This is a genomic window from Streptomyces sp. CC224B, assembly GCF_030010595.1.
GTDB lineage: Bacteria > Actinomycetota > Actinomycetes > Streptomycetales > Streptomycetaceae > Streptomyces > Streptomyces longispororuber.
Genome location: NZ_JASCXL010000107.1, coordinates 1 through 25,716 on the forward strand (window position 1 = coordinate 1; position 25,716 = coordinate 25,716).

A 25,716-nucleotide genomic window follows, 5' to 3' on the forward strand; every position below is an offset into this window, starting at 1 on the left:
GCGTCGGGCTGGGGCTCGTCGTGCTCGTCGTGCCCGGTGAAGCGCAGGTGGCGGGGTCCTCGCGTGGCGCGGGGGTGGTGTCGCGCGGGGCCGGGGCGGTGGACCCGCCGGGGGCGGCGGGCTCGGGCGCGGAGTCCGGGGACCCGCCCGCGGGGGCGGGGACGGACGCCTCCGCGGGGGCGGACGGGCCGGTGGGGGTGGAGCTGCCCGCGGAGGCGGAGGTGTCTGTGGAGGCGGAGGTGTCCGTGGAGGTGTCCGTAGAGGCGGAGGTGTTCGTGGAGCCGTCGGCGGAGGCGGAGCCGTCCGCGGAGGGGGAGCTGTCCGTGGAGCCGTCCGTGGAGGTGGAGGCCGTGTCCGTGGCGGCGGGAGCGGCGGCGTCCCCGTCCGTGGCGGTGGGAGTGGAGGCCGCCCCGTCCGTGGAGCCCGACCCGCCGGTGGAGGCCGGGGCGGAAGTGGGGGTCCGGGCGGAGGCGGAGGCCGGGGCGGAAGCGGAGGCCGGGGCGGAAGCGGAGGTACCGGCGGAGGCGGAGTCCGGGGCGGAAGTGGAGGTCGGGGCGGAAGCAGAGGTCCCGGCGGAGGCGGAGCCGGGGACAGAAGTGGAGGCCCCGGCGGAAGCGGAGGTCCCGGGGGAGGCGGAGCCGGGGACGGAAGTGGAGGCCCCGGCGGAGGCGGAGGCCGGGGCGGAGGCCGGGGCCGCGCCGGGGACGGGGGCGGTGGCCGTGGCGGTCGCGTCCGGCTCCGTGCCCCGCGCACCTCCCGGCTCCGCAGCGGTGGCGCCCAGCTCGTCGCCCGGCAGGCGCACCGTGTTGACGTACCGGCCGTCGAGCAGTGTCACGGTGCGGTCGGCGAGGGCGGCGACGTCCGGGTCGTGGGTGGCGAGCACGACGGTGATGCCGTGCGAGCGGGCGGCCGTCGTCAGGGTGCGCAGCACCTGGGCCCGGTCGGCGCGGTGCAGCGTGGCCGTGGGCTCGTCGGCGAAGAGGACGGAGGGGGCGGCCGCGAGGGCGCGCGCCACGGCCACGCGCTGGCACTCCGCGCGGGTCAGCGCGTACGGGCGCTTGCGCGCGCAGTCGCCGATGTCGAGGCGCTCCAGCCACTCCAGGGCGGTGCGCTTGGCGGCGCGGTGCGCGGTGCCGCGCAGGAGCAGGGTGAGCGCGGTGTTCTCCCAGGCGGTCAGCTCCGGTACGAGGTGGGGCTCGGTGTCGATCCAGCCGAACCGCTCGCGGCGCAGCCGCTCACGTGCCAGCGGGCTCATGGTGTGCACGGGCGTGGAGTTGAACCAGACCTCGCCGCGCTGGGGCAGCAACTGGCCGGACAGGCAGCGCAGGAGCGTGGTCTTGCCGCTGCCGCGCGGCCCGCCGACCGCGAGGATCTCGCTCTCGCGGACGCCGAGCGAGACGCCCGTGAGCGCGGGAGAGCCGTTGAGCGTGATGTGCAGGGCGCGTGCCCACAGCACGTCGTTGTCCGGCGGAGCCACCATGGGCGTACACCTCGGTTCAGATCAGTTCGCGTCCCCCGTACGGGGGAACGAAGGCTGGGCCGATCGGTCACTGGGCACGCTAAGGATTCCGCGGGGGGACCTCGGACAAGGACGCGGCCCGGGTGCCGCCATCTCACTCGGATGGGGCACCCGGGCCGCGTGCGTGACGGGGCGGTGGGGGTCAGATCTTGGTCCAGGCCTCCGTGAGGACCTGGCGGACGATGGACTCGATCTCGTCGAACGTGGACTGGTCCGCTATCAGCGGCGGGGAGAGCTGGATGACGGGGTCGCCCCGGTCGTCGGCGCGGCAGTACAGGCCGTACTCGAACAGCTTCTTGGAGACGAAGCCGTACAGGACGCGCTCGGACTCCTCGTCGGTGAAGGACTCCTTGGTGGCCTTGTCCTTGACGAGCTCGATGCCGTAGAAGAAGCCGTTGCCACGGACGTCGCCGACGATCGGCAGGTCGTGCAGCTTCTGCAGGGTGGACAGGAACGCCGACTCGTTGTCGAGCACGTGCTGGTTGAGGCCCTCGCGCTCGAAGAGGTCGAGGTTGGCGAGGCCGACGGCGGCGGAGACCGGGTGGCCGCCGAAGGTGTAGCCGTGCAGGAAGGTGTTGTCGCCCTTGTAGAACGGCTCCGCGATCCGGTCCGAGACGATGGCGGCGCCGATGGGGGAGTAGCCCGAGGTCATGCCCTTGGCGCAGGTGATGATGTCGGGGACGTAGCCGAACTTGTCGCAGGCGAACATCGTGCCGAGGCGGCCGAAGGCGCAGATGACCTCGTCGGAGACGAGCAGCACGCCGTACCGGTCGCAGATCTCGCGCACGCGCTGGAAGTAGCCGGGCGGGGGCGGGAAGCAGCCGCCCGCGTTCTGCACCGGCTCCAGGAAGACCGCGGCGACGGTCTCCGGGCCCTCGAAGAGGATCTCCTGCTCGATCTGGTCGGCGGCCCAGCGGCCGAAGGCCTCGGGGTCGTCGCCGTGGATCGGGGCGCGGTAGATGTTGGTGTTCGGGACCTTGCGGGCGCCGGGGACCAGGGGCTCGAACGGGGCCTTCAGGGCCGGGAGCCCGGTGATGGACAGGGCGCCCTGCGGGGTGCCGTGGTAGGCCACCGCGCGGGAGATGACCTTGTACTTCGTGTGGTTGCCGGTGAGCTTGTGGTACTGCTTCGCCAGCTTCCAGGCGGTCTCGACGGCCTCGCCGCCGCCGGTGGTGAAGAAGACCTTGTTCAGGTCGCCGGGGGCGTGGTGGGCGAGGCGCTCCGCCAGTTCCACGGCGGCCGGGTGGGCGTACGACCAGATGGGGAAGAAGGCGAGGTCGGCGGCCTGCCTGGCGGCGACCTCGGCCAGCTCGCGGCGGCCGTGGCCGGCCTGGACCACGAACAGGCCCGCGAGACCGTCGAGGTACTTCCTGCCCTGGTCGTCGTAGATGTAGGTGCCCTCGCCGCGCACGATGGTGGGCACGGGCGTGTTCTCGTACGACGACATGCGCGTGAAGTGCATCCACAGGTGGTCGTACGCGGTCTTGCTGAGGTCCTTGCTCACGGCTATCGGGTTCCCCACATGTAGGTCTGCTTCTTCAGCTTGAGGTAGACGAAGCTCTCGGTGGAGCGCACGCCGGGGAGCGCGCGGATCCGCTTGTTGATCACGTCGAGCAGGTGGTCGTCGTCCTCGCAGACGATCTCCACGAGCAGGTCGTGGGAGCCCGCGGTCATCACCACGTACTCCGCCTCGGGCATCGCGGTGAGCGCGTCGGCCACCGGGTCGACGTCGCCCTCCACGTCGATCCCGACCATCGCCTGGCGGCGGAAGCCCACGGTGAGCGGGTCGGTGACGGCGACGATCTGCATCACGCCCTGGTCGAGCAGCTTCTGGACGCGCTGGCGCACGGCCGCCTCGGACAGGCCGACGGCCTTGCCGATGGCGGCGTACGGACGGCGGCCGTCCTCCTGGAGCTGTTCGATGATCGCCAGGGAGACGGCGTCGACCGCCGGTGATCCGCCCGGGCCGCGGCCGCCGCCGGCGGTGCCGCGCACGGTCGCGCCCTCACGGGGGCCGGCGGTCGCCCCCTCCCGGGGGCTGCTGGGGTCTGCGCTTCGACTGGCCACGACCTCACTGTGCACGAGGTCTCGTCAGTTCCGCAAGGGCAGATCGATGAAATTCGTTGTGCCGAGACTTTCAGTGTGCGGATTTCGCAGTCCTGGGGAGCCGGGTATGTTGAAAGCGTCGGTGTACGGATTAGGGTGGTGTCCCATCTATCTCATCTACTGGACACCCGTCCGGGAGCCCGTCCCCGGGCCCCGGACCCGGGCATCCGACTGGAGGGCCGGAAGTGAGCACCGAGCTGCGCCGTCTGCGCAACTACATCAACGGAGAATTCCGGGACGCGGCCGACGGACGGACCACCGAGGTGATCAACCCGGCGACCGGCGAGGCCTACGCCCTTGCGCCGCTGTCCGGCCAGGCCGACGTCGACGCGGCCATGAAGGCCGCCGCCGACGCGTTCCCGGCCTGGCGCGACCTCGTGCCCGCCGAGCGGCAGAAGGCCCTGCTGAAGATCGCCGACGCCTTCGAGGAGCGGGCCGAGGAGCTCATCGCCGCCGAGGTGGAGAACACGGGCAAGCCCATCGGCCTCACCCGCACCGAAGAGATCCCGCCCATGGTCGACCAGATCCGCTTCTTCGCGGGCGCGGCCCGGATGCTGGAGGGCCGCGCCGCCGGTGAGTACATGGAGGGCCTGACCTCCATCGTCCGGCGCGAGCCGGTCGGCGTCTGCGCGCAGGTCGCGCCGTGGAACTACCCGATGATGATGGCCGTGTGGAAGTTCGCCCCGGCGCTCGCCGCGGGCAACACGGTCGTCCTGAAGCCCTCGGACACCACCCCGGCGTCGACCGTCCTGATCGCCGAGATCATCGGCTCCATCGTGCCGCCCGGCGTCTTCAACGTGATCACCGGTGACCGCGAGACGGGCCGCATGATGGTCGAGCACCCGACCCCGGCGATGGCCTCCATCACCGGCTCGGTGCGCGCGGGCATGCAGGTCGCCGAGTCCGCGTCCAAGGACCTCAAGCGCGTCCACCTGGAGCTGGGCGGCAAGGCGCCCGTCGTGGTCTTCGAGGACGCCGACATCGCCGGTGCCGTCGCCGGCATCTCCGAGGCGGGCTTCTTCAACGCCGGGCAGGACTGTACGGCCGCCACGCGCGTGCTCGTCCACGAGTCGGTGCACGACGAGTTCGTGACCGCGCTCGCCAAGACCGCCGCCGACACCAAGACCGGACAGCCGGACGACGAGGACGTGCTCTACGGCCCGCTGAACAACGCCAACCAGCTCGCGCAGGTCTCCGGCTTCATCGACCGGCTCCCGGCGCACGCCAAGGTCGAGGCGGGCGGCCACCGGGTCGGCGAGAAGGGCTACTTCTACGCCCCGACCGTCGTCTCCGGGCTCAAGCAGGACGACGAGATCATCCAGAAGGAGGTCTTCGGCCCGGTCATCACCGTCCAGTCCTTCACGGACGAGGCCCAGGCCGTGGAGTACGCCAACGGCGTCGAGTACGCCCTGGCCTCCTCGGTGTGGACCAAGGACCACGCGCGGGCGATGCGCATGTCCAAGGCGCTCGACTTCGGCTGCGTCTGGATCAACACGCACATCCCGCTGGTCGCCGAGATGCCGCACGGCGGCTTCAAGAAGTCCGGCTACGGCAAGGACCTGTCGGCGTACGGCTTCGACGACTACACGCGCATCAAGCACGTCATGACGTCGATCGGCTGACGGCGCGACCTGCTGCCGACCCGGTCGGCCGGCGGCGGCGATCGGCCGACGCGCGCCGGTCCCGCGCGGGGCTGACGTTCTGCGGCGTCTTCGGGGCGGGCGGTGGACACCTTGTCCATTGCCCGCCCCTCGTGCGTGAAGTGAGGCTGGGCCCATGACAGTTGCCGCACGTCGTACGGTCCTCAAGGGCATCGGCGCGGCGGGGGCCCTCGGGGCCCTCGCCGGCTGCGGGGTGCCCGCCGCGTACGTCGAGCCGTCCGAGCGGGCCGGGAAGGACCTCTCCGACCGGGACCGGAGGCTGACGTTCGCCAACTGGCCGCTCTACGTCGACACCGACGACCGGGACCGGACCCGGCGGCCCACGCTCGACGCCTTCGAGCGGCGCACCGGCATCGACGTCCGCTACACCGAGGAGATCAACGACAACGACGAGTTCTTCGGCAAGATCAGCCCGTCGCTGATGAACCACCAGGACACCGGCCGGGACCTCGTCGTCATCAGCGACTGGATGTGCGCGCGCTTCGTGCGCCTCGGCTGGGTGCAGGAGATGGACCGCGCCCGCCAGCCCAACGTCGCGCGGTACCTGGACCCGCTGCTGCGGACGCCGCACTTCGACCGGGGGCGCCGGTTCACCGTGCCCTGGCAGTCCGGCATCACCGGCATCGCGTACAACAGGCGCAGGCTCGGCCGCGAGATCCGGCACGTGGCCGACCTGTGGGCCGGTGACCTCCGGGGGCGGGTCACCCTCCTGTCCGGCCTCGACGAGGCGTTCGCCCTGCTCATGCAGGGCGACGGGGTCGACATCACGCGGTGGACCGAGGACGACTTCCACCGCATGTGCGACCAGGTCGAGCGGCGCGTCCGCAGCCACCACATCCGCCGCTTCACCGGCAACGACTACATCAAGGACCTCGCCAGCGGCGACGTCCTGGCCTGCCAGGCCTACAGCGGCGACGTCATCCAGCTCCAGGCCGACGACCCGGACATCGCGTTCGTCGTCCCCGAGGAGGGCGCCGAGCTGTGGGCCGAGTCCCTGATGATCCCCAACCTCGCCCGCCACAAGCGCAACGCCGAGCGCCTCGTCGACCACTACTACGACCCCGAGGTCGCGGCCCGGCTCGCCGCCTGGGTCGCCTACGTCTGCCCCGTGCCCGCGGCCCGCGACGTCCTCGCCTCGTCCAAGGACAGGGAGCTGGCCGCGCTCGCCGAGGACCCGCTGGTCTTCCCCGACGACGCGATGCGCGAGCGGCTCGCCATCGCCCGGGACATCGCGCCGGAGGAACGGCCGGAACTGGTGAAACGGTGGAACGCGCTCGTGGGGCTGTAGCAGGCTCGACCACGTGATCGACGACACGGGGAACCAGACGGTGACGACGACGGGGAAGACGGGCGGCGCGGTGACCGCGGCCGCGACGTACGGGCTGTTCGCGGCGTGGGCGCTGCACGACGCCGAGGAACTGCTGACGCTGCCGCGGTGGGTGCGGACGCGCGTGCCGGAGCTGCGCGAGGCCGCCCCCTGGGTGCCCGGACGGGTGTGGCGGGCCCTGGAGGCCGTCGACGAGCGGGAGTTCGCGGTGGCCGTCGGCGTGGTGGGCGCCATGGTGGCGTCGGCCGCGGTCGCCGGGGCGCGCAGCGGGGGCCGCTCCCCGGCCTACCAGACGGTCCTCAACGGCTTCGGCCTGCACGGCCTGGTGCACCTGGCCCAGGCCGCGGCGGTCCGCGGCTACACGCCCGGGGCGGTCACCTCGCCGCTGCTCGTGGTGCCGTTCACCCTGTGGGCACGGGGACGGCTGCGCCGCGCGGGGGTGCTGCGGCCCGCACGGACCGGGGAGGTGCTGGCGGGGCTCGCGTGGGCGGGGGCCGCGGCGGGGGCGGCGCACGTGGTGGCGCGGCGGGTGGTGGGGCAGCGGTAGCGACCGCGCCGGGCGGCGGTGCGGCCAGGGTGGCGCGGGGGCTGAGGGCGGCCGGTGCCTAGGCTCTGCCGGACGGAGTGGCCACGGTGTCGTGGGGGGGGCGAGGGCGGCCGGTGTCCGGGCCCTGCCGGATGGAGTGGCCACGGTGGCGCCGGGGGTTGAGGGCGGCCGGTGTCCGAGCCCTGCCGGACGGAGCGGCCACGGTGTCGGGCGGCGCACCGGCTCCGCCGTACGGCGTGGCAGGCGTGGCAGTCGCCTCGCTCAGGCCGGGGCCCGGCCGGGAACCGTGGCCTCCGGGTGTCCGCTCAGGCCGGTGGCCGGTCGGGACCGTGCGGCATGACCACCGCGTGCCACGCCGCCATCGCGCGGTCCACCGTCTTGTCGAGGTCCGCCCGGGTCGCGCCGTCGCGGGCCTGGACCGACATGCCCTGGATGACCGTGGTGTAGAAGGCCGCCACGGCCTCCGTGTCGGTGGCGGCGGGGAGTTCGCCCTCCGCGACGGCGCGCTCCAGGCGCCGGGCCATCATCTCGGCGCCCGCCCTGCGCCAGGTCGCCAGGTGGTCCCGTACGGGCGCGTTCGCCGGTGAGCAGTTGGTGGCGGCCAGCACGATCATGCAGCCGCTCGGTCGGCCCTCGCCCGCGTAGACCCGGGCGTTCTCGCGCAGGACGGCCTCCACGGCGGCGCACGCGGTGGGCTCCTCGGCGAGCGCGCGCGTCATGGCAGCGCCCTCCGTGGCGTTGTAGAGGGCCACGGCCTCCTGGAACAGGCGCTCCTTGGAGCCGAACGCCGCGTACAGGCTGGGCGAGGCGATGCCCATGGCCGAGGTGAGGTCCGTCATCGACGTCGCCTCGTACCCCTGCTCCCAGAACACCTCCATGGCCCGGCGCAGCGCCGTGTCCCGGTCGAAGCTCGGGGGCCGTCCACGTGCCGCCATCGTCCGCGCCTCCCTGGACCGATTTCTGTGCCGACTGACAAATATAGGCCTTGACGTGGCCGGAGGCGCGTGTGACAGTTTCTGTGTCGATCGACACAGAAATCGGTGCGGCGGTACGCGACGTGGTGAACCGCCGTGCGTACGACGAGACTTGGGGCAGGCGATGACGGATCTTCAGGGCAGGGCGGCACTGGTCACGGGCGGCAGCCGGGGCATCGGGGCGGCGATCGTGAAGCGCCTCGCGCGGGACGGCGCGGACGTGGCGTTCACGTACGTGAGCCCGGCCGGGAAGGAGAAGGCCGAGGCCGTGGTCGCCGAGGTGGAGGCGCTCGGCCGACGGGCGGTGGCCGTCCAGGCGGACGCGGCGGACGCCGAGGCGACCGCCGCGGCGGTGGAGCGGGCCGCCCGGGAGCTCGGCCGCCTCGACATCCTGGTGAACAACGCGGGCGTGTTCCCGCACGGCCCGTTCGAGGAGGTCTCCCTCGACGAGCTGGACCGGGTCCTCGCCATCCACGCGCGGGCCGCGTTCGTGGGCGCGCAGGCCGCACTCGCGCACCTGCCCGAGGGCGGGCGCATCGTGAGCATCGGCAGCAACCTCGTGCACCGGGTGCCGTTCGGCGGCATCGTCCTGTACTCCATGAGCAAGTCAGCCCTCAGCGGTTTCACCCGGGCGCTCGCCCGCGAGCTGGGGCCGCGCGGTATCACCGTCAACGCGGTGCACCCGGGCTCCACGGACACCGACATGAACCCGGCCGACGGCGAGAACGCCGACTTCCAGCGCGGCCTGTCCGCGCTCGGCCGGTACGCCCACGCCGACGACGTGGCGGCGACGGTCGCCCACCTCGTGGGCCCCGGCGGCCGTGCGATCACCGGCGCGGAGTTCACGGTGGACGGCGGGACGAACGCCTGACGCCCACCCCCCACCCCCGTGCCGGCCGGGGGCGCCTCAGGCGCCGCGCACCTGGAGCGCCGCCGCGACGACGCGCCGGACGACCCGGTTCATGTCCTCGCCCTTGGCGTCGGTGGAGTTGACGGAGCACACGAGGGTGACGTCCAGGTCGCGGGTGGCCGCGATGATCGAGTGGTAGCCGTGGCGGCTGCCGGTCTTCAGCCAGACGACCCGCCCGTCGGGGGCCTCGTACCGCTGCAGGCCCGCGCTCATCGTCGCGCCCGCGATGCCGGAGGGGACGGTGAACATCCGGTTCACTCCCATCCTCGGAGCAGCGGGGGCGGCGGGAATCGTCGCGAGGGGTGAGAAGCTCCCTGAGCCGCCTCAGGGAGCAACTGGCCGAAGTCCAGGGGGAGATGAGGGGGCTTCCCCTAGGGGTGGCGTGGGGTGCGCGGTGCGGGCTCGTGGCCCGGGGTCACGGCTTGCGGCCCACCGCGCCGAACTGGGGGACCACCGGTGCCTGCGGGCAGCGCCAGCGGGAACAGGACTCGACGCCCGGTTCGAGCAGCTCCAGGCCGTCGAAGTAGGACAGGAACTCCGCGCGGCTGCGGCCGGTGATCGGGGGTGTGGCGTTGGCGTTCCAGAAGTCCATCGCGGCCTGGTTGCCCGCGCCGCCGACGTCGGCGTCCAGCGTGGGGTGGGTCAGGACGAGGTAGCTGCCGGAGGGCACCCCGTCCATGAGCGTCCGTACGATGCGGTGCGTCTCGTCGGTGTCCGGGATGAAGTTCAGGATGCCGAGCAGCATCACGGCGACCGGCCGGCTCAGGTCCAGCGTCTCGGCCGCGGCGTCCAGGATCTCGCGCGCGTTGCGGGCGTCCTGGTCGATGTACGTGGTCACGCCCCCGGGCGAGCTGGTGAGCAGCGCGTGTGCGTGGGCCAGCACGATCGGGTCGTTGTCGACGTACACGATGCGGGCGTCCGGCGCGTGGCGCTGCGCCACCTCGTGGGTGTTCTCGCCGGTGGGCAGGCCGGTGCCGATGTCGAGGAGCTGGCGGACTCCCGCGTCGCCCACCAGGTGGGAGACCGCCCGGCCGAGGAACGCCCGGTCCGCGCGGGCCACTTCGCCGATGCCCGGGAACATCTCGGTGACCTGGTCGCCGACGGCCCGGTCCACCTGGTAGTTGTCCTTGCCGCCGAGCCAGTAGTTCCACACCCGGGCGTTGTGCGCGATGTCCGTGCGGATCCTGGCGGTGCTGTCTGTGGTCACGCCTGCGGTTCCCTCCCCGTTTCCCGGCGTCGCCCCAGCACGGCGGCGAGCGCGTCCACGCGGTTCGTGGTGATCGAGTCCACTCCGTGGGACACGAGCTTACGCATGGTGCGGCGGGTGTCGGCAGTCCACGCGGAGATCAGGTACCCCTGGGCGTGTACGCGGTCGACGAGGGGCGGAGTGACAAGGCCGAAACGGTAGTTGAGAAAGCGGGGCCTGATCGCGGCGAGCAGGGCGGGGCGCGGCGGCGCGAGCGTCGTCCACGTCAGCGCGATCTCCGCCGCCGGGTCGGCGTCCCGCACCGCGAGCATGGCCGCGGGCCCCGCGCAGTACGCCACGCGGTCACCGGCCCCGCACGCGCCGACGGTGCCGACGACGGCGCGGACGGTCCGCGGCGCCGCGTCCGGCAGGTCCACGAGCACGCGGTGGCCCTCGGTCTCCTTGAGCGCCTCCTCCAGGGTGGGGACGCCGCCCCGCGTGACGCCGTGCACCTCGGTCGCGGAGAGCAGGGCCAGCGGCCGCTCGTCCTCCCACAGGCGCTTGAGCGACGCGTCGTGCAGCAGCACGGGTACGCCGTCGGCGGTCAGGCGGACGTCGATCTCCACCACGTCCGCGCCCCGGTCGAGCGCGGAGCGCAGCGACGGCAGGGTGTTCTCGCGGACGCGGTAGGGATCGCCTCGGTGGGCCACGACGGTCACGGTGCGCATGGGCCCATTGTGGGGGCCCGGCCGATCACGCACGGGCCCCGAGGGGTCAGCGGGACAGCCAGGCCTCGGTGTAGGTGTCGATCTCCGCGGCGATGCGGCGCTTGCCCGCCTCGTCGAGGAAGGAGACCTCGACGGCGTTCTTCGCGAGGTCCGCGATGCCGCGCTCGTCGAGGCCGAGGAGGCGGGCGGCGACGGCGTACTCGGTGTTCAGGTCCGTGCCGAACATCGGCGGGTCGTCGGAGTTGATCGTCACGACGACCCCGGCGTCCACGAACTGCCTGAGGGGGTGCTCGTCGAGCGTGGCGACCGCGCGCGTCGCGATGTTCGAGGTCGGGCACACTTCGAGGGCGATGCGGTGCTCGGCCAGGTGCGCGAGGAGCTCCGGGTCTTGGGCGGAGCTGGTGCCGTGGCCGATGCGCTCGGCGCGCAGGTGGGTCAGGGCGTCCCAGACGGTCTCCGGCCCGGTGGTCTCGCCCGCGTGCGGCACCGAGTGCAGGCCCGCGGCGATCGCGCGGTCGAAGTACGGCTTGAACTGCGGGCGCCCCACGCCGATCTCGGGCCCGCCGAGGCCGAAGGAGACCAGGCCCTCCGGGCGCAGGCCGTCGGTCGTGGCGAGCCGCACGGTCTCCTCCGCCGACTCCAGGCCCGCCTCGCCGGGGATGTCGAAGCACCAGCGCAGCACCACGCCGAGCTCAGCCTCCGCCGTCTTGCGGGCGTCCTCGATGGCGGCCATGAAGGCGCGCTCGTCGATGCCGCGGCGGGTGGAGGAGTACGGGGTGATGGTCAGCTCGGCGTAGCGCACGTTCTGGCGCGCGAGCTCGCGGGCCACCTCGTAGGTGAGGAGGTGGACGTCGTCCGGGGTGCGGATGAGGTCGACGACGGACAGGTACACCTCGATGAAGTGGGCGAAGTCCGTGAAGGTGAAGTAGTCGGCGAGGGCCTCGGGGTCCGTCGGCACCTTGGAGTCGGGGTGGCGGGCGGCGAGGGCGGAGACGATGCGCGGGGAGGCCGAGCCGACGTGGTGCACGTGCAGCTCCGCCTTGGGCAGCCCTGCGATGAAGCTGCCGGCTCGGGACTGGGCGGTGTCGGTCATGGTTCCTCCCCGGAACAAGGCTGATCGGCTGATCGGGCGACCCCCGAGGGGGCCGAGGTCATCGTAGGCGGGACGCACGGGGTGCCCGGGCGGCACCTTCCCGCCACGAATGAGCAGCTGGGGGGGCACGCCGCGCCCCGCCGCGGCGGGGCCGGGCCTGGCGGCGGGGTGGCCACGGGAGGGCGGATGGCAGAAGGAACGGACAAGGAGAGGGAAAACCCACGACGACGGGAAGGCACTCCACGCCGGTGCCGCACGGGGCCGCGCAGGGCAGCGAGGCAGCCACGGGTGGGTGGGAGGGAGAGAGCACCCGACGACGGCGGGAAAGCGCTCCGCGCCGGGGCCGCGCAGGCCAGCGTGGCAGGCACGGGTGGGCGGGCGGGAGGAAAAACCCGACGACGGCGGGAGAGCGCTCCGCGCCGGGGCCGCGCAGGCCAGCGTGGCAGGCACGGGTGGGCGGGCGGGAGAGAAAACCCGACAACGGCGGGAAGGCGCTCCGCGCAGGCCAACGAGGCAGCACAGGCGGAAGGCCGGGAAAGGAACCCGCCCAAGCTCAGCGCAAGCGCCCCCGCGCGGCCATAAGGGCGAACCCCAGCAGATTGAGCCCCCGCCACCGCGCGGGCTCCCCCGCCGCGGGCTCGTCCGCGGCCAGCCCGATGCCCCACACACGGTCGACGGGACTCGCCTCGACCAGAACCCGCTGCCCCGTACCGGCCAGGTACGCCCGCAACGCCTCCGAGGAGGCGAACTTCCGCTCGCTGCCCTCGACCACGATCCCGAACCGCTCGCGCTCCCAGACCGCGTCGTCGAACCCCCGCACCAGGCGCCCCGCCCGCTTCGCCTCGGCGGGCGTCCGCGCCGCGAGCACCGCGTGCTCGGCGTCCGCGTCGCCGAAGAGGCGCGCCTTCGCGGCCATCATCCAGTGCTCGGCCGTCGCGTACGTCACCCCGTCGGCCGTGAAGGGCGACGGCCACCACTGGCTGAAACAGCTCGCGCCGAGCTGCCCGTCCCGGCGCGGTGTGTGCCCCCAGAAGTGCACGTACTTCACCCGCCGGCCCGCCTCCACCGCGGCTCGCAGCTCCGCCACCGACCGGATGTCGTCCGTGCCGGGCACCGCGCCCGCCCCCGTGCTGTCGTTCATGCACGCCACCCTGACACGGACCACGGACACTCCGTCCTGCCTTTTCCCGGGGGACTCGACACCTGGTCGACAGATTCCGTCGCGTAACCAAAAGGCAACTACGGAATCACTTGTTGGACCAGGGGCCCTCTGTCAGGATCGGCACTCAAATCGATCGGGAACGACGCCTGCCCCCTCCATGGAAGGGGTGGCGGAGGAGAGCGGGATGCACACATTCCAGGCGCGCGACCAGTTCTTCCCGGCACGGGACCGCTTCGCGGACGGCGCGCAGTACATCGCGGGGCGGCTCACCCCGGGCACCTCGGGCCGGCGCCACGCGGTCGTCGACCCGGCCACCGGCGAGGAGGTCCTCGGCTACGAGCTGGCGGGCGCCGCGGACGTGGACGCCGCCGTGGCCGCCGCGGCGCGGGCCTTCCCGGACTGGGCGGGCGCGAGCCCCGGCGAGCGCTCCGACGCGCTGCACCGCTTCGCCGCCGAGCTGTCCGCCCGCGCCGAGGACCTGGCCCGCGCGGAGTCCGTCCAGTGCGGCAAGCCGATCAAGCTGAGCCGCGAGTTCGACGTGCCGGGGACCGTCGACAACACCGCGTTCTTCGCCGGGGCCGCCCGCCACCTGACGGGCCAGTCCGCGGGGGAGTACGACGGCGGCGACCACACCTCGTACGTGCGCCGGGAGCCGATCGGGGTCGTGGGGTCCGTCGCGCCCTGGAACTACCCGCTCCAGATGGCCGCCTGGAAGGTCCTGCCGGCGATCGCCGCCGGGAACACCATCGTGCTCAAGCCCTCCGAGCTGACGCCGCTCACCTCGCTGATGTTCGCCGAGGCCGCCACCGCGGCGGGCATCCCGGACGGGGTCGTGAACGTCGTCACGGGCGCGGGCCGCGACGCCGGCGAGCACCTCGTCGGCCACCCGGACGTGGCCATGACGTCCTTCACGGGCTCCACCGGCGTCGGCAAGCGCGTCGCCGAGCTGGCCACCGCCACCGTCAAGCGCTTGCACCTGGAGCTCGGCGGCAAGGCCCCCTTCGTCGTGTTCGACGACGCCGACCTGGAGGCGGCCGTGCACGGCGCCGTCGCCGGGGCGCTGATCAACAGCGGCCAGGACTGCACCGCCGCGACCCGCGCGTACGTGCAGCGGCCGCTGTACGACGCCTTCGTCTCCGGAGTCGCCGACCTCATGGCGACCGTCCGGCTCGGCGACCCCCTGGACCCGGCCACCGACCTCGGGCCGCTCATCTCGGCCGCCCACCGCGACCGCGTCGCCGCCTTCGTCGAGCGGGCCCGCGCCTACGCCCGCGTGGTCACCGGCGGAGCCCCGCTCGACCACCCGGGCGCCTACTACCGCCCCACCCTCATCACCGGCGCCGCCCAGGACAGCGAGGCCGTACAGGCGGAGATCTTCGGCCCCGTCCTCGTCGTGCTGCCCTTCGACGGCGACGACGAGGGGCTGCGGCTCGCCAACGACACCCCCTACGGGCTCGCCGCCTCCGCCTGGACCCGGGACGTGTTCCGCGCCCAGCGCGCCACCCGCGAGATCAAGGCCGGGTGCGTCTGGGTGAACGACCACATCCCGATCCTCAGCGAGATGCCCCACGGCGGCTACAAGGCCTCCGGCTACGGCAAGGACATGTCCGCCTACTCCTTCGAGGAGTACACGCAGATCAAGCACGTCATGTTCGACAACACCGCGGTCGCCAGGAAGGACTGGCACCGCACGATCTTCGGGGACCGGTAGCGGCCGGCGGGCGCCGGGCCGCCGGTGTCCGGGCAACCGACGACCGGCGAGCAGGCGACCGCCGGCCGCCCGCGGGGGACCGAAGGACAGCACCCGGGTGAGGGCGCCGCGTGACCGGGCGGCGCCCGCCCCCCTCACCCTGCCGCACAAGACCCGCAAGGGACCCTCCCGAAAGGGCAGACCAGCGTATGGAGCAGTACGAGCCCGACCGTCTCTCCCCGGCCCTGCGGGCCGCCTGGCACCGGAGCCTGCGCGGCGGCCGGGCCGCGCTCACCCGCCGCTCCCTGCTGCGCGCCACCGGCGGCGGCGCGCTCGCGGCGGGCGGGCTCGGCGCCCTGAGCGCCTGCGGCATCCCCGCCGCGGGCCGGGGCACGGGTGGCCTCGCCGCCGAGGACCGCTCGGCGAAGGAGAAGCGCGTGACCTTCTCCAACTGGACCGAGTACATGGACGTGGACGACGACGAGCGGCGGCCCACCCTGGACGCGTTCACGAAGCGCACCGGCATCACGGTCACGTACACCGAGGACATCAACGACAACAGCGAGTTCTTCGGGAAGATCAAGCCGCAGCTCGCCGCGGGCCAGGACACCGGCCGCGACCTCATCTGCGTCACCGACTGGCTCGCCGCCCGCCTCATCCGCTTCGGCTGGGTGCAGAAGCTCGACCCGGCGCACCTGCCGCACGCCTACGCCAACCTCTCCGCCCAGTTCCGCTCGCCCGACTGGGACCCCGGACGCGCGTACTCCTACCCGTGGACCGGCATCTCCGCCGTCATCGCGTACAACAAGAAGGCGACGGACGGCAAGGAGATCACCTCCGTCTCGCAGCTCCTCGACGAGCCGAAACTCAAGGGGCGCGTGGGGTTCCTGTCCGAGATGCGCGACACCGTCGGCATGACCCTGCTGGACCTGGGCAAGGACCCGGCGCGGTTCTCCGACGACGACTTCGACGCGGCGATCGCCCGCCTCCAGAAGGCCGTCGACCGGCGGCAGATACGCCGTTTCACCGGCAACGACTACACCGCCGACCTGGACAAGGGCGACCTCGCCGCGTGCGTGGCCTGGGCCGGTGACGTCGTCCAGCTCAAGCTCTCCAACCCCGACGTCGAGTTCGCGATCCCGGACAGCGGCTACATCACGTCCACCGACAACCTGCTGGTCCCCAACAAGGCGCGCCACAAGCGCAACGCCGAGCGGCTCATCGACTACTACTACGAGCCCGGGCCCGCCGCCCGGCTCGCCGCGTACATCAACTACGTGTGCCCGGTGGACGGCGTCCGGGACGCGCTCGCCCGGATCGACCCGAAGGCGGCGCGCAACCCCCTGATCCTGCCGGACAAGGAGATGGCGGCGAAGTCCCACGCCTTCCGGTCGCTCACGCCGAAGGAAGAGACCGCGTACGAGGAGAAGTTCGCCCGGCTCACGGGCGCCTGAACCCCCGGTCCCGCGCCCGCCCCGACCGCTCACACCTCTGGGAAGAACTCATGACCGACACCAGCGGCGACGTCCGCCTGACCGGGATCAGCAAGCGCTACGGCTCGTTCACCGCCGTCCACCCGCTCGACCTCACCGTGCCCCAGGGCTCCTTCTACGCCCTGCTCGGCGCCTCCGGCTGCGGCAAGACCACCACCCTGCGCATGATCGCCGGCCTGGAGGAGCCCAGCACCGGCACCGTGTGCCTGGGCGAGCAGGACGTCACCGCGCTGCCGCCCTACAAGCGGCCGGTGAACACCGTCTTCCAGTCGTACGCGCTCTTCCCGCACCTCGACATCTTCGAGAACGTCGCCTTCGGCCTGCGCCGGCGCGGCATCAAGTCCGTGAAGAAGCAGGTCGGCGAGATGCTCGACCTCGTCCAGCTCGGCGAGCAGGCCCGCAAGAAGCCGCACCAGCTCTCCGGCGGCCAGCAGCAGCGCGTCGCCGTGGCCCGCGCCCTCATCAACCACCCCAAGGTGCTGCTGCTCGACGAGCCGCTCGGCGCCCTCGACCTGAAGCTGCGCCGCCAGATGCAACTGGAGCTCAAGCGCATCCAGACCGAGGTCGGCATCACCTTCGTCCACGTCACGCACGACCAGGAGGAGGCCATGACGATGGCCGACACCGTCGCCGTGATGAACGGCGGCCGCGTCGAGCAGCAGGGTGCCCCCGCCGAGCTGTACGAGAACCCGCGCACGACGTTCGTCGCGAACTTCCTCGGCACCTCCAACTTCATAGCGGCCGAGGTGGACTCCGTCAGCGGCGGCGACGTCGTCCTGACGGCGGGCGACGGCAAGCTCGTGCTGCCGAGGAACCGCTGCGACGCCGCCACGGGCCCCGGCGGCAAGGTCCTCGCCGGCGTCCGCCCCGAGAAGATCACCCTGACCCACGCCGACGACGCGGGCACCGTCCCCGACGGCCGCAACCGCCTCACCGGCCGCATCGCCGCCGCCAGTTTCATCGGCGTCTCCACGCAGTACGTCGTCGACAGCCCCGTCTGCGCCGCCTTCGAGGTGTACGCGCAGAACGTCGAGCGCGACCCCCGCCTCGTCCCCGGCGCCGAGGTCGTCCTGCACTGGAACCCCGCGCACACCTTCGGCCTCGACGCGGGCCAGGACGTCGCGGCGGGCATCGAGAAGGTCGAGGAGGACGCGTGACGGCCCCCGCCCCGACGCCCGTACCCACCGACGAGGCCCCGCCCCCGGCCGGGCCCCGCAGGCGCGGCCGCCTCGTCCCGTACTGGCTGCTGCTGCCCGGCCTGCTGTGGCTGCTCGTCTTCTTCGCGCTGCCGCTGGTCTACCAGGCCTCGACGTCCGTACAGACCGGTTCCCTCGAAGAGGGCTACAAGGTCACCTGGCACTTCGCCACCTACTGGGACGCGCTCGGCGACTACTGGCCGCAGTTCCTGCGCTCGGTGCTCTACGCGGGCGCCGCCACGGCCGGGTGCCTGCTGCTGGGCTATCCGCTGGCGTACCTCATCGCGTTCCGCGCGGGACGCTGGCGCAACCTGATCCTCGTCCTCGTCATCGCGCCGTTCTTCACCAGCTTCCTCATCCGGACGCTGGCCTGGAAGACGATCCTCGCCGACGGCGGGCCCGTGGTCGGCGCCCTGAACGCGCTGCACGTCCTGGACGTCACCAACTGGCTCGGCGCCACCGACGGCGACCGCGTCCTGGCCACGCCGCTCGCCGTGGTCTGCGGGCTCACGTACAACTTCCTGCCGTTCATGATCCTGCCGCTGTACACGTCCCTGGAGCGGATCGACCCCCGGCTGCACGAGGCCGCGGGCGACCTCTACGCCCGGCCCTCCACGACGTTCCGCAAGGTCACGTTCCCGCTGTCGATGCCCGGTGTCGTCTCCGGCACGCTGCTCACCTTCATCCCGGCCGCCGGCGACTACGTCAACGCCGACCTGCTCGGCTCCACCGACACCCGCATGGTCGGCAACGTCATCCAGACGCAGTTCCTGCGCATCCTCGACTACCCGACGGCCGCGGCCCTGTCGTTCCTGGTCATGGCCGCCATCCTGATCATGGTGACGTTCTACATCCGCAAGGCGGGGACGGAGGACCTGGTCTAGTGAGAACCCCCTTCCGCTGGCTGCGCCGGAACCTCGTCGTCATCTCCGGCCTGCTCACGCTCGCCTACCTGCTGCTGCCCAACGTCGTCGTCACGGTCTTCTCCTTCAACAAGCCCAAGGGCCGCTTCAACTACTCCTGGCAGGAGTTCTCCACCGACGCCTGGCAGGACCCGTGCGGCGTCGCCGACCTGTGCGGCTCGCTCTCGCTCAGCCTGCGGATCGCGTTCTGGGCGACGCTCGGCGCCACCGTGCTCGGCACGATGATCGCCTTCGCGCTGGTGCGCTACCGCTTCCGGGCCCGCGGCGCCGTGAACGCGCTGATCTTCCTGCCGATGGCGATGCCCGAGGTGGTCATGGCCGCCTCGCTGCTCACGCTGTTCCTCAACATGGGCGCCCAGCTCGGCTTCTGGACCGTCCTGATCGCGCACATCATGTTCTGCCTGAGCTTCGTGGTGACCGCCGTGAAGGCCCGCGTGATGTCGATGGACCCGCGCCTGGAACAGGCCGCGCAGGACCTCTACGCCGGGCCCGTGCAGACGTTCCTGCGGGTCACGCTGCCCATCGCGGCACCGGGCATCGCGGCGGGCGCGCTGCTCGCCTTCGCGCTGTCGTTCGACGACTTCATCATCACGAACTTCAACGCCGGGTCCACTGTGACGTTCCCCATGTTCGTCTGGGGATCCGCGCAGCGGGGCACGCCCGTTCAGATCAATGTGATCGGTACGGCGATGTTCCTCGTCGCCGTGGTCCTGGTGCTCGCCGGGATGCTCGTCGGCAGGCGCCGCAACAGGAAGTCGCCCTAGTCCCCTCCGTCCTCTCTGCCCCGTCCGCCCCCTCCGACCCCCGCGACCACCGTCCCGGTCGGCCGTCTCGGACCGACCGCCGTTTCCCGTCCCTCCGGACAAGCAGTTTCTAGGGAGTTGAAATCATGGCCGGTAGCGCCATGAACCGCTGGACCACCGCACTCGCCGAGGCCAGGCCGGTCCCGTACTGGCTCGACGACCCGGCCAGGCCCGCACCCGAACCGGCCCTCGTCGGCGACGAGCGCGGCGACCTGCTCGTCGTCGGCGGCGGCTACAGCGGCCTGTGGACCGCCCTGCTCGCCAAGGAGCGCGACCCCGCCCGCGACGTCGTGCTCGTGGAGGGCCGCGAGATCGGCTGGGCCGCCTCCGGCCGCAACGGCGGCTTCTGCGCCGCGTCCCTCACCCACGGCACCCCCAACGGCCTGGCCCGCTGGCCCCGGGAGATCGCCACCCTGGAGGAGCTCGGCCACCGCAACCTCGACGGGATCGAGGCCACCGTCGAGCGCTACGCCATCGACTGCGAGTTCGAGCGCACCGGCGAGATCGACGTCGCCACCCAGCCGCACCAGCTCGCCGAACTCCACGAGACGTACGAGGAGCTGGCCGCCCGCGGCCTCACCGGCGGCACGGAGATGCTGGACGCCGACGAGCTGCGCGCGCAGGTCGACTCGCCGACCTTCCTCGGCGGCTTCCACGACCGCGACGGCGTCGCGCTGGTGCACCCGGCGAAGCTGGCCTGGGGCCTCAAGCGCGTCTGCCGCGACCTCGGCGTACGGATCTACGAGAACACGCCCGCGCTCCAGCTCGCCCCCGCCGGCGCGGGCATGGCCGTGCGCACCCCGTACGGCAGGGTCTTCGCCCGCCACGTCGCCCTCGGCACGAACGTGTTCCCGTCCCTGGTCAAGCGGGTGCGCGCGTACACGGTCCCGGTGTACGACTACGCCCTCATGACCGAGCCGCTGAGCGCGGAGCAGATGGCCGCGATCGGCTGGCGCAACCGCCAGGGCCTCGGCGACGCGGCCAACCAGTTCCACTACTTCCGCCTCTCCGCCGACAACCGCGTCCTGTGGGGCGGGTACGACGCCGTCTACCCCTTCGGGGGCAAGGTGCGCGCCGAGTACGACCACCGCCCCGAGACGTACGCGCGGCTCGCCGGGCACTTCTTCACCTGCTTCCCGCAGCTCGAAGGGGTGCGCTTCACGCACGCGTGGGGCGGCGCGATCGACACGTGCTCGCGCTTCTCGGCGTTCTTCGGCACGGCCCACGGCGGGCGCGTCGCGTACGCCGCCGGGTACACCGGGCTCGGCGTCGGCGCCACGCGCTTCGGCGCCGACGTGATGCTGGACCTGCTCGCCGGCGAGCGCACCGAACGCACCGCCCTGGAGATGGTCCGCTCCAAGCCCCTGCCGTTCCCGCCGGAGCCCTTCGCCTGGGCGGGCATCACCCTGACCAAGAGGGCCCTGGCCCGCGCCGACGCCCAGGGAGGCCGCCGCAACGGCTGGCTCAGGGCGATGGACAGGCTGGGGCTCGGGTTCGACAGCTAGCCGACCCGGCCGGGGAAGGGCGCGTCCGGGCGGGCGGGTGGTGGACATCCGCCCGCCGGTGTCCACCCGGCGTACGCCCTTCACCGCCGCCGCACACTTCACCACCGGTCAGGGCAGGAACTCGCGTAATGCCCGGCCCCAGGGCCGCTCTCCCTCGTGACAGGCATACGTGCGCACACGACAGGGAGGTCCGTCCATGCATGGCTCGGGCGCGAAATCGGCGGTGGAGTGGCTGGTCTCGGCGGCGCCGGATCCGGGAGCCTGCCGCTGGGAGTGGGAGCGGAGCCCCTCGGGGGTCACGCTGCTCCCGGCGGGCAGACTCTGGGACGTGCTGATCCTGCCGGGGGAGCTCGGCCGCCCCACGCTGGACGTGCTGACGCGGGTGGTCGACCGCCCCGGCCCGGTGCTCGCCGACTTCGGCGACGGACGCGTGGGGTTCTTCGTGCCGCCGGGCACGGTCGCGCGCTGGGTCGGCACCGGGGTGCGGGGCGCGGGCCGCGGCACCTGGATCGTCGTGCCCCACCCCGCCCGCGCCACCGGAACCGTGCGCTGGCTGATCCCCCCGGACGGCTCGGGCACACTGACCGACCCGGCGCTGCTCGAACTCGCAATGCACGAGGCGGCGGCGGGGGTCGCGCGGGACGTGCAGGAGGCGCGGGAGGCGCAGGGGGCGGCGGAGGCGCCGGGGGCATCGGGCCCGGGGGCGCCGGAGGCCGGGCGGGAGCCCGGAGGCGTGGAGGGGCCGGGGGCCGTGCCGGAGCCGAACGGCTCGGAGGACCCGGAGGAGCCGGGCGGCGGGCCGCGTCCTGAATGACAGGGCCTTGACAACCGCATTGGTCTGGACCAGCTTGAGCGGTGTCCTGCTCTCCACCACCCCCACCTCCGGAGGCAGTTGTGGCACGCTCACGCACCCCCAGGCCGAGACTCCGTACCGCGGTCGCCGTGCTCGCGCTCGCGGCGTCCGGCACGCTCGCCGCCCAGAGCCCGGCGGGCGCGTCGGGCGAGGCAGGCCCCTCGGCCACGCAGGGCGATCCGGCCGCTTCGGCCGCGCCCGGCGCGCCTCGGGCGGTGGCCGGCGCCCTGCCCGCCCACGTCCTCGTCGGCTACCTCCACACCAGCTTCGCCAACGGCTCCGGCTACACGCGGCTCGCCGACACCCCGGACAGCTGGGACGTCATCGACCTGGCCTTCGGCGAGCCGACCTCGCCGACCTCCGGTGACATCCGCTTCAGCCTCTGTCCGAAGACGGAGTGCCCGAACGTCGAGACGAAGGACGAGTTCAAGGCCGCGGTGAAGGCCAAGCAGGCCCAGGGCAAGAAGGTCCTGATCTCCATCGGCGGCCAGAACGGCCAGGTGCAGCTCACCACCGCGGGGGCCCGCGACAGGTTCGTCTCCTCGGTGTCGGCGATCATCGACGAGTACGGACTCGACGGCCTGGACATCGACTTCGAGGGCCACTCCCTCTCGCTGAACGCCAACGACACCGACTTCCGCAAACCCACGACCCCGGTGGTGGTGAACCTCATCTCGGCCGTGAAGACCCTCAAGGCCAAGTACGGCCCCGGCTTCACCCTCACCATGGCGCCCGAGACGTTCTTCGTGCAGCTCGGCTACCAGCACTACGGCCCCGGGCAGTGGGGCGCCGACCCGCGCGCGGGCGCGTACCTGCCGGTGATCCACGCGCTGCGCGACGACCTGACGCTGCTGCACGTCCAGGACTACAACTCCGGCCCGATCATGGGCCTCGACAACCAGTACCACCAGATGGGCGGCGCCGACTTCCACATCGCCATGACCGACATGCTGCTCACCGGCTTCCCGGTCAAGGGCAACCCGGCCCACCTGTTCCCGCCGCTGCCGCCGGAGAAGGTCGCCATCGGCATGCCCGCCTCGCCGCACGCGGGCAACGGGCACGTGCCGCCGGGCGAGGTCAACAAGGCCCTCGACTGCCTGACGAAGAACACCAACTGCGGCACGTACAAGCCCCACGGCAAGTGGCCCGCCCTGCGCGGCCTGATGACCTGGTCGATCAACTGGGACCGCTTCAACAACGGGGAGTTCTCGAAGAACTTCGACCGGTACTTCGGCTGATCGGCCGGGCCGCGACCAGCAGCAGGACGCCGCCGAGCAGCCAGCTCGCCAGCACGTCCGCGGGCCAGTGGTACCCGCGTACGACGAGCCCGAGGCCGACGCCGAGGTTGACCAGGACGCACGCGAGCGCCAGGGCGCGCGGCGCGCGGACGCGGCCGGCGAGCAGCAGCGCGGCGGTGCCGTAGGCGACGGTGGCGGTGGCCGTGTGGCCGGACGGGTAGTACCCGGTGCCGTCCATGCCGGGCGGGGCGGCCCGGTCGACCGCCACCTTCAGGGGGACGACCAGGAGGGGCACGGCGGCCATGGCCCCGGCGGCGGCCAGCGGCGGGGCCCACCGGCGTTCCGCGCCGGCGCGCCGGTCCTGCCAGGCCGTGTACGCGACGGCGGCAGCGAGGACGGGCAGCGCGACCGTCATGTTCCCCAGGTCGGCGAGGAGTTCGGCGAGGGGCCGTGGTGGAGGGCCGCCGCGCAGGCCGTCGCCGAGCCGCTCGTCGAGGCGCCGCAGGGGGGTGTCGCGGACCACCTGCCAGGTGAGCACGGCGAACAGGGCACCGAGGACGAGCGGGCCCGGCCGCCACCGGGCGGGACGGTCGCTGTCCGTGGTGCCCGACGGGGCGGGCGGGCCGGCCGGGTCGGGGGAGGTGCGCATGGCGGACAGCTTCTCAGGAGTGCCGGCCGCGGCGGAGGGTCGGCCGCCCCGGAACAGGGGGGGTGGTTCCGGGGCGGCCGACGTGATCGGCGTGCCGCGCGACCCGGGGGGGTTGGGACGGACGGCGTTCCGATCAGTGAGGAGTTCCGGAGCCTATGGCTCCAGTTGTGTGCGCGACGGCACGACCGGAGTGGAGCTGGGGAGGCCCTCACCCGGTGTCACTCCGCGGTCTCCCGCGGGTGACGTGTTTCTCTCATCTGCGGAAACCGTACGTCAGGAGCTGGGGGCCCAACAGCCGGAACCCGGTGCCGTCATGGGGCTCGCACACGTTCTTCACAGGCCCTGCCCGTCACTCTCGGTCACGAGTTTCCTACCGGGCGAGGTCCCCACATGTCAGCAGGCGTGCCCTCTCGCCTCCGCGCGGCGGCCCGGCGCCTTCCGCGCGGCAGCCCGGCGCGCTGAACACTTGGACACCGCGCGCGCCAGCCCCTCCGGACGCGGAACCGGGGCCGCCCCGCGAAGGGACGGCCCCGGTTCCGGTGGCACGGACGGGCGCGCGGCGCCCGCGCGGCCCCCGCGCGGCTCAGACCGTGGCGAACGCGGCCTCGATGATGTCCAGGCCCTCGTTCAGGAGGTCCTCGCCGATCACCAGCGGCGGCAGGAAGCGCAGCACGTTGCCGTACGTGCCGCAGGTCAGCACCAGCAGGCCCTCGGCGTGGCAGGCCTTGGCGAGGGCGGCGGTCGCCTGCGGGTTCGGCTCCTTGGTGGCGCGGTCCGTGACCAGCTCGATCGCGATCATCGCGCCCCGGCCGCGGACGTCGCCGATGATGTCGAACTTCTCGGCCATGGCGGTGAGGCGCGCCTTCATGACCGCCTCGATGTTCTTCGCCCGGGCGTTGAGGTCGAGCTCCTTCATCGTCTCGATGGCGCCGAGCGCACCCGCGCAGGCCACCGGGTTGCCGCCGTAGGTGCCGCCGAGGCCGCCCGCGTGCGCGGCGTCCATGATCTCGGCGCGGCCGGTCACGGCGGCGAGCGGCAGGCCGCCCGCGATGCCCTTGGCCGTGGTGATCAGGTCCGGGACGATGCCCTCGTCCTCGCACGCGAACCACTGGCCGGTGCGGCAGAAGCCGGACTGGATCTCGTCGGCGACGAAGACGATGCCGTTGTCGTTGGCGAACTTCACGATCTCGGGCAGGAAGCCCTTCGCGGGCTCGATGAAGCCGCCCTCGCCGAGCACCGGCTCGATGATGATCGCGGCGACGTTCTCCGCGCCGACCTGCTTGGTGATCTGGTCGATGGCCTGCTTGGCGGCCTCCGGACCGGCGTTCTCGGCACCGGTCGGCCAGCGGTAGCCGTAGGCGACCGGGACGCGGTAGACCTCGGGGGCGAACGGACCGAAGCCGTGCTTGTACGGCATGTTCTTCGCCGTCAGCGCCATCGTGAGGTTCGTACGGCCGTGGTAGCCGTGGTCGAAGACGACGACGGCCTGGCGCTTGGTGTACGCGCGGGCGATCTTGACGGCGTTCTCGACGGCCTCGGCACCGCTGTTGAACAGCGCCGACTTCTTCGCGTGGTCACCCGGCGTGAGCTCGGCCAGCGCCTCGGCGACGGCCACGTAGCCCTCGTACGGCGTGACCATGAAACAGGTGTGGGTGAAGTCGGCGAGCTGCGCCGAGGCGCGGCGGACGACGGCCTCGGCGGAGGCGCCGACGGACGTCACGGCGATGCCGGAGCCGAAGTCGATCAGGCGGTTGCCGTCGACGTCCTCGATGATGCCGCCGCCCGCGCGGGCCGTGAACACGGGCAGCACGGAGCCCACGCCGCCCGCGACCGCGGCGAGACGGCGGGCCTGCAGCTCCTGGGACTTCGGCCCGGGGATGGCGGTGACGACGCGGCGCTCCTGGGGAAGGTCGGTCATGAGGGCTCCTGGGGGTGGTTCGTGCGGACGCCTCCGGCACGGGTCGTGGTGTACGACGCTCGTCCTGCGGACGCTTCTGGCTCTTCTCCGCAGGTTAGGGGCGGCGGGCGGAGGCGGGCATGCTCCACGGGGGAGAGGTTGGGCGTGGCGGTTGTCCGCGGTGGACATAGCCACGGGCCGGCCGCCGGGGCGGCGGCCCGGGCTGTGATCGGTGGACGCGGGGCCCAACCCCGCC

Annotated in this window: 20 protein-coding genes and 3 pseudogenes; 12 read left to right on the forward strand and 11 right to left on the reverse strand. The window is 72.8% G+C overall.

Features of this window, described 5'->3' with window-relative positions; translation table 11 throughout:
* Nucleotides 1-790 precede the first annotated feature (790 nt).
* The 3 genes and pseudogenes from QK440_RS32235 to QK440_RS32245 form a co-directional block, all read right to left on the reverse strand.
* Nucleotides 791-1,480: pseudogene (locus QK440_RS32235) on the reverse strand (ATP-binding cassette domain-containing protein); the annotation flags it as partial.
* 181 nt (nucleotides 1,481-1,661) lie between these two features.
* Nucleotides 1,662-3,041 carry an aspartate aminotransferase family protein gene (locus QK440_RS32240; RefSeq protein WP_282796787.1) on the reverse strand — a complete coding sequence of 460 codons (1,380 nt, stop codon included), beginning with the start codon at nucleotides 3,039-3,041 and terminating at the stop codon, nucleotides 1,662-1,664.
* Nucleotides 3,026-3,514 carry an Lrp/AsnC family transcriptional regulator gene (locus QK440_RS32245; protein WP_282796807.1) on the reverse strand — a complete coding sequence of 163 codons (489 nt, stop codon included), beginning with the start codon at nucleotides 3,512-3,514 and terminating at the stop codon, nucleotides 3,026-3,028. Before QK440_RS32245 ends, QK440_RS32240 begins: the two co-directional genes overlap by 16 nt.
* A 296-nt stretch (nucleotides 3,515-3,810) precedes the next feature.
* Between QK440_RS32245 and QK440_RS32250 the strand changes: the two genes are divergently transcribed.
* The 3 genes from QK440_RS32250 (at nucleotide 3,811) to QK440_RS32260 (ending at nucleotide 7,160) form a co-directional block, all read left to right on the forward strand.
* Nucleotides 3,811-5,247 (forward strand): gamma-aminobutyraldehyde dehydrogenase, encoded by a 1,437-nt coding sequence (locus QK440_RS32250; protein WP_282796788.1) that lies wholly within the window; start codon nucleotides 3,811-3,813, stop codon nucleotides 5,245-5,247.
* 154 nt (nucleotides 5,248-5,401) lie between these two features.
* The gene (locus tag QK440_RS32255) at nucleotides 5,402-6,574 is read left to right on the forward strand and encodes a spermidine/putrescine ABC transporter substrate-binding protein (protein WP_282796789.1); all 1,173 of its coding nucleotides are present in this window, start codon (nucleotides 5,402-5,404) and stop codon (nucleotides 6,572-6,574) included.
* Nucleotides 6,575-6,644: 70 nt separating this feature from the next.
* Entirely contained in the window at nucleotides 6,645-7,160 is a 516-nt protein-coding gene (locus tag QK440_RS32260) for an HXXEE domain-containing protein (RefSeq protein ID WP_282796808.1), read from the forward strand.
* Nucleotides 7,161-7,465: 305 nt separating this feature from the next.
* On the opposite strand, the gene QK440_RS32265 is transcribed toward QK440_RS32260, so the two are convergent.
* Nucleotides 7,466-8,095 carry a TetR/AcrR family transcriptional regulator gene (locus QK440_RS32265; protein WP_282796790.1) on the reverse strand — a complete coding sequence of 210 codons (630 nt, stop codon included), beginning with the start codon at nucleotides 8,093-8,095 and terminating at the stop codon, nucleotides 7,466-7,468.
* Nucleotides 8,096-8,258: 163 nt separating this feature from the next.
* On the opposite strand from QK440_RS32265, the gene QK440_RS32270 reads away from it, so the two are divergent.
* On the forward strand, nucleotides 8,259-9,005 hold the full coding sequence (locus QK440_RS32270; RefSeq protein ID WP_282796791.1) for an SDR family oxidoreductase: 747 nt from the start codon (nucleotides 8,259-8,261) through the stop codon (nucleotides 9,003-9,005).
* A 36-nt stretch (nucleotides 9,006-9,041) separates the two neighbouring features.
* Here QK440_RS32270 and QK440_RS32275 read toward each other — a convergent pair whose 3' ends face one another.
* The 5 genes from QK440_RS32275 to QK440_RS32295 all read right to left on the reverse strand — a co-directional run bounded on the left by QK440_RS32275 (nucleotide 9,042) and on the right by QK440_RS32295 (nucleotide 13,192).
* A complete protein-coding gene (locus tag QK440_RS32275) occupies nucleotides 9,042-9,293 on the reverse strand; it encodes a hypothetical protein (RefSeq protein ID WP_349239333.1) in 252 nt (83 codons plus the stop codon).
* 166 nt (nucleotides 9,294-9,459) lie between these two features.
* Complete coding sequence (locus QK440_RS32280; RefSeq protein WP_282796792.1) at nucleotides 9,460-10,251, reverse strand: SAM-dependent methyltransferase; 792 nt, start codon at nucleotides 10,249-10,251, stop codon at nucleotides 9,460-9,462.
* Nucleotides 10,248-10,958, reverse strand: a complete 711-nt coding sequence (locus QK440_RS32285; protein ID WP_282796793.1) for a glycerophosphodiester phosphodiesterase — start codon at nucleotides 10,956-10,958, stop codon at nucleotides 10,248-10,250. Before QK440_RS32285 ends, QK440_RS32280 begins: the two co-directional genes overlap by 4 nt.
* 46 nt (nucleotides 10,959-11,004) lie before the next feature.
* Nucleotides 11,005-12,051, reverse strand: coding sequence for an adenosine deaminase (locus tag QK440_RS32290; RefSeq protein ID WP_282796794.1), 1,047 nt, complete (start codon nucleotides 12,049-12,051; stop codon nucleotides 11,005-11,007).
* Between the two features lie 553 nt (nucleotides 12,052-12,604).
* Complete coding sequence (locus QK440_RS32295) at nucleotides 12,605-13,192, reverse strand: NADAR family protein (RefSeq protein WP_282796795.1); 588 nt, start codon at nucleotides 13,190-13,192, stop codon at nucleotides 12,605-12,607.
* Nucleotides 13,193-13,397: 205 nt separating this feature from the next.
* On the opposite strand from QK440_RS32295, the gene QK440_RS32300 reads away from it, so the two are divergent.
* The 8 genes and pseudogenes from QK440_RS32300 to QK440_RS32335 form a co-directional block, all read left to right on the forward strand.
* The gene (locus QK440_RS32300) at nucleotides 13,398-14,924 is read left to right on the forward strand and encodes a gamma-aminobutyraldehyde dehydrogenase (RefSeq protein ID WP_282796796.1); all 1,527 of its coding nucleotides are present in this window, start codon (nucleotides 13,398-13,400) and stop codon (nucleotides 14,922-14,924) included.
* Between the two features lie 188 nt (nucleotides 14,925-15,112).
* Entirely contained in the window at nucleotides 15,113-16,357 is a 1,245-nt protein-coding gene (locus QK440_RS32305) for a spermidine/putrescine ABC transporter substrate-binding protein (RefSeq protein ID WP_282796797.1), read from the forward strand.
* 50 nt (nucleotides 16,358-16,407) lie between these two features.
* The gene (locus QK440_RS32310; RefSeq protein WP_282796798.1) at nucleotides 16,408-17,553 is read left to right on the forward strand and encodes an ABC transporter ATP-binding protein; all 1,146 of its coding nucleotides are present in this window, start codon (nucleotides 16,408-16,410) and stop codon (nucleotides 17,551-17,553) included.
* Nucleotides 17,550-18,476: an ABC transporter permease gene (locus QK440_RS32315; protein WP_282796799.1), complete on the forward strand. Its 927-nt coding sequence runs from the start codon at nucleotides 17,550-17,552 to the stop codon at nucleotides 18,474-18,476. Before QK440_RS32310 ends, QK440_RS32315 begins: the two co-directional genes overlap by 4 nt.
* Complete coding sequence (locus QK440_RS32320) at nucleotides 18,476-19,279, forward strand: ABC transporter permease (RefSeq protein WP_282796800.1); 804 nt, start codon at nucleotides 18,476-18,478, stop codon at nucleotides 19,277-19,279. The genes QK440_RS32315 and QK440_RS32320 overlap by 1 nt, the downstream gene beginning before the upstream one ends.
* A 125-nt stretch (nucleotides 19,280-19,404) precedes the next feature.
* On the forward strand, nucleotides 19,405-20,823 hold the full coding sequence (locus QK440_RS32325) for an FAD-dependent oxidoreductase (RefSeq protein WP_282796801.1): 1,419 nt from the start codon (nucleotides 19,405-19,407) through the stop codon (nucleotides 20,821-20,823).
* A gap of 196 nt (nucleotides 20,824-21,019) precedes the next feature.
* Nucleotides 21,020-21,460: pseudogene (locus tag QK440_RS32330) on the forward strand (hypothetical protein); the annotation flags it as partial.
* Between the two features lie 443 nt (nucleotides 21,461-21,903).
* Nucleotides 21,904-22,914, forward strand: a pseudogene (locus QK440_RS32335) (chitinase); the annotation flags it as partial.
* Here the strand turns inward: QK440_RS32335 and QK440_RS32340 are convergent.
* Both QK440_RS32340 and gabT read right to left on the reverse strand, forming a co-directional pair.
* The gene (locus tag QK440_RS32340) at nucleotides 22,868-23,563 is read right to left on the reverse strand and encodes a phosphatase PAP2 family protein (protein WP_282796803.1); all 696 of its coding nucleotides are present in this window, start codon (nucleotides 23,561-23,563) and stop codon (nucleotides 22,868-22,870) included. The pseudogene QK440_RS32335 and the gene QK440_RS32340 sit on opposite strands and share 47 nt — an antisense overlap.
* A 583-nt stretch (nucleotides 23,564-24,146) precedes the next feature.
* Nucleotides 24,147-25,481, reverse strand: coding sequence for a 4-aminobutyrate--2-oxoglutarate transaminase (gene gabT, locus QK440_RS32345; protein WP_282796804.1), 1,335 nt, complete (start codon nucleotides 25,479-25,481; stop codon nucleotides 24,147-24,149).
* Between the last annotated feature and the right edge of the window lie 235 nt (nucleotides 25,482-25,716).

Bases quoted from the DNA above. Each gene is read 5' to 3' on its own strand.
- QK440_RS32305 (WP_282796797.1), top strand. From the start codon at position 15,113: ATGGAGCAGTACGAGCCCGACCGTCTCTCCCCGGCCCTGCGGGCCGCC.
- QK440_RS32310 (WP_282796798.1), top strand. From the start codon at position 16,408: ATGACCGACACCAGCGGCGACGTCCGCCTGACCGGGATCAGCAAGCGC.
- QK440_RS32325 (WP_282796801.1), top strand. From the start codon at position 19,405: ATGGCCGGTAGCGCCATGAACCGCTGGACCACCGCACTCGCCGAGGCC.
- QK440_RS32255 (WP_282796789.1), top strand. From the start codon at position 5,402: ATGACAGTTGCCGCACGTCGTACGGTCCTCAAGGGCATCGGCGCGGCG.
- QK440_RS32285 (WP_282796793.1), bottom strand. From the start codon at position 10,958: ATGCGCACCGTGACCGTCGTGGCCCACCGAGGCGATCCCTACCGCGTC.
- QK440_RS32295 (WP_282796795.1), bottom strand. From the start codon at position 13,192: ATGAACGACAGCACGGGGGCGGGCGCGGTGCCCGGCACGGACGACATC.
- QK440_RS32300 (WP_282796796.1), top strand. From the start codon at position 13,398: ATGCACACATTCCAGGCGCGCGACCAGTTCTTCCCGGCACGGGACCGC.
- gabT (WP_282796804.1), bottom strand. From the start codon at position 25,481: ATGACCGACCTTCCCCAGGAGCGCCGCGTCGTCACCGCCATCCCCGGG.
- QK440_RS32265 (WP_282796790.1), bottom strand. From the start codon at position 8,095: ATGGCGGCACGTGGACGGCCCCCGAGCTTCGACCGGGACACGGCGCTG.
- QK440_RS32270 (WP_282796791.1), top strand. From the start codon at position 8,259: ATGACGGATCTTCAGGGCAGGGCGGCACTGGTCACGGGCGGCAGCCGG.
- QK440_RS32290 (WP_282796794.1), bottom strand. From the start codon at position 12,051: ATGACCGACACCGCCCAGTCCCGAGCCGGCAGCTTCATCGCAGGGCTG.
- QK440_RS32275 (WP_349239333.1), bottom strand. From the start codon at position 9,293: ATGTTCACCGTCCCCTCCGGCATCGCGGGCGCGACGATGAGCGCGGGC.
- QK440_RS32340 (WP_282796803.1), bottom strand. From the start codon at position 23,563: ATGCGCACCTCCCCCGACCCGGCCGGCCCGCCCGCCCCGTCGGGCACC.